The organism is Fructilactobacillus sp. X1R3C1, from assembly GCF_059901545.1.
Map to the genome: position 1 here is coordinate 1 of NZ_JBWXUT010000010.1, position 3,350 is coordinate 3,350.

A 3,350-nucleotide genomic window follows, 5' to 3' on the forward strand; every position below is an offset into this window, starting at 1 on the left:
CTAGTGATAAGGGCATTACCTTTATCCTGATCCACGTAATTAATGTGAACGACTTCATCGTTAGCGTTGTAGGTAACTGTGACACTTGAATCTGGCGTGTCAGCCGTGGCAGTTTCTGAACCAACCGTTGCCTTATCAGGGGTGTATCCCGTAATGGTTGGGGAAACAATTGAACCGAAGACAGCGTTCGTTGACGTCCAATTACTGTAAGTTACCTTACCCGTTACTTCATCAAAGGTGGCCGTTCTGTTGAACGTAACCGTTTCAATGCGGTCTTCTGAAGCCTTACTACCGTCAGCGTAGACGTAGTGCACCGTTCTGGTAATGGTCTTAGTCAAGTCGGTCTTGCTAGTACCATCTGGATACTTCGGTCCCGTTGGGTTGTTAGGATCCACTGGTTGACCTGGGTTTCCTGGGTTATCTGGCGTAACTTCCTTGGTCTTGTGTTTCAAAACAACCTTGAAGGTTGGGTTATCAGTATTGAAGGTGTAACCATCACCTGGGAAGCCATCGGATACTAATTCGTATCCTTGGGCTTCTAGTTTAGCGATTTCGTCCTTCGTACTGTAATCCGACTTAGAACCGAACTTACCGTTCAAGCCATCAGTATGAATAACCTTGTTACCATCGTCTTGGTCAATGTATTGAACTTGAGCCTTTTCATCGTTGGCATTGTAGGTAACGGTAACACTAGAGTTAGTTGCGTCAGGACCAATTGTTTCTGATCCAACACTTGCCTTATCTGGTGTGTAACCAGTAATTTTAGGTGAATCGATTTCACCAAAGACTGCGTTAGTTGAAGTCCAGTCACTGTATGTTACCTTGCCAGTAACCTCATCGAAGGTTGCGGTTCTGTTAAACGTAACTGTTTCAATGCGATCTTCTGAAGCTTTGCTGCCATCGGCATAGACATAATGCACGGTTCTCGTAATATTTTTAGTTAGGTCATTTACACCGGTTCCGTCTGGATAATGAGGTCCGTCTGGATTGTTTGGATCCACTGGTTGACCTGGAGTTCCTGGATTGTCCGGTGTAACTTCCCTAGTCTTGTGCTTCAGGACAACGGTAAAGGTTGGATTATCAGTATTGAAGGTGTAGCCATCAGCAGGGTATCCGTCGGATACTAATTCATAACCGTGAGCTTCCCAATAAGCAATCTTATCCTTTGTGCTGTAGTCCGACTTAGAACCAAACTTACCATTCAGATCATTGTGATCAATAATCTTGTTACCATTGTCTTGGTCAACGTAGTTAACTAATGCTTTTTCTTCATTGGCATTGTAGGTAACGGTAACAGTTCCGTCCGGTGTGTCAGCAGTGGCAGTTTCGGAACCAACGCTAGCTTTATCCGGAGTGTATCCAGTAATGGCTGGTGAATCAATTGAGCTAAAGACCGCATTCTTAGTAGTCCAGTCGCCATAACTGATAATCTTGCCAGTAACTTGGTCGAAGGTGGCCGTTCTTGTGAACGTAACCGTTTCAACTTTATCGTCAGAAGCTTTACTACCGTCAGCATAAACGTAGTGAACCGTTCTCGTAATGTTCTTAGTCAGATCATTTACACCAGTTCCGTCTGGGTACTTTGGTCCAGTTGGGTTATTGGGATCAACTGGTTGACCTGGTTGTCCCGGATTATCTGGCGTAACCGTCTTCATCTTATGCTTCAAAACAACGGTAAAGGTTGGATTGTCAGTGTTGAAAGTAAAGCCATCAGCCGGGTATCCGTCGGATACCAACTCGTAGCCCTGAGCTTCTAAAGTGGCAATTTCATTTTTGGTTGAGTAACCAGATTTACTACCAAACTTACCAGTTAAGTCATCAGTATGAAGAACGGCATCACCGTTATCTTCGTCAACATAGTTAACTACTGCTTTTTGTTCGTTAGCATTATACGTAACGGTAACACTTCCGTCAGGTGTATCAGCGGTGGCAGTTTCAGAACTAACACTGGTCTTATCAGGGGTGTAGCCCGTGATTGCTGGAGAATCAACTTGTCCAAAGACGGAGTTAGTTGAAGTCCAGTTACTGTAAGTTAACTTGCCAGTTACTTCGTCAAAGGTTGCCGTTCTGGTGAAAGTAACGGTTTCTACTTGATCATCTGCGGCTTTACTACCATCAGCGTAAACGTAGTGGATGGTTCTCGTAATTGATTTGGTTAAGTTATCTTTACTAGTTCCATCAGGATATTTTGGTCCCGTTGGGTTATTTGGATCAATTGGTTGTCCTGGTTGACCTGGGTTATCTGGTGTAACCGTCTTCATCTTGTGCTTTAAAACAACCTTGAAGGTTGGGTTATCAGTGTCAAACTCATAACCAGATGGATAGCCATCAGAGACTAACTCATAGCCTTGAGCCTCTAAGCTGGCAATTTCGTTCTTGGTTGAGTAATCAGACTTAGAACCAAACTTACCAGTTAGATTGTCAGTTGTAATAACCCGGTTATTGTCATCTTGGTCAATGTACTGAACGTGAGCTTGTTCTTCATTGGCGGTGTAGGTAACGGTAACGTTTGAATCGGTTGAGTCGGCAGTAGTAGTTAAAGCACCAACGGTTGCCTTGTCAGGAGTGTATCCTGTAATTTCGGGCGAATCGATTGAATCGAAGACCGCGTTCTTAGTAGTCCAGTCGCCATAACTGATGATCTTGCCGGTAACCTGGTCAAAGGTTGCGGTCCGAGTGTAAGTAACCGTTTCAGTACGATCATCGGAGGCTTTACTACCGTCAGCGTAGACGTAGTGCACCGTTCTCGTAATGTTCTTAGTCAAGTCATTTACACCAGTTCCATCTGGGTACTTCGGTCCAGTTGGGTTATTTGGATCAACTGGCTGACCTGGTTGTCCTGGATTGTCTGGTGTAACGGTCTTAGTCTTGTGTTTAAAAACAACCTTGAAAGTTGGGTTATCGGTATTAAATTCGTACCCATTTGGATAACCATCAGTGACTAATTCATAGCCTTGAGCCTCTAACTTAGCAATTTCATCCTTGGTTGAGTAATCAGACTTAGAACCAAACTTACCGTTTAAATTGTCAGTCTTGATAACCCGGTTACCATCATCTTGGTCAATGTACTGAACGTGAGCTTGCTCATTGTTAGCAGTGTATGTGACTTTAACGTCTGAATTCTTCGTGTCAGCGGTGGCAGTTAAAGCACCAACGGTTGCTTGATCAGGTGTGTATCCCGTAATGGCTGGTGAATCAACCGAGCTAAAGACATCGTTGTCAGATGTCCAAGCACCATAAGTTATCTCACCAGTTACTTCATCAAAGGTGGCGGTTCTGTTAAACGTAACCGTTTCTACTTTGTCATCTGCGGCTTTACTGCCATCGGCGTAAACGTAGTGGATGGTTCT

Annotated in this window: 1 protein-coding gene; it reads right to left on the reverse strand. The window is 44.1% G+C overall.

The window, feature by feature from the left end:
* On the reverse strand, positions 1–3,350 hold a 3,350-nt coding region (locus AC6UD8_RS06975), incomplete at both ends, for a mucin-binding protein (protein ID WP_500699908.1).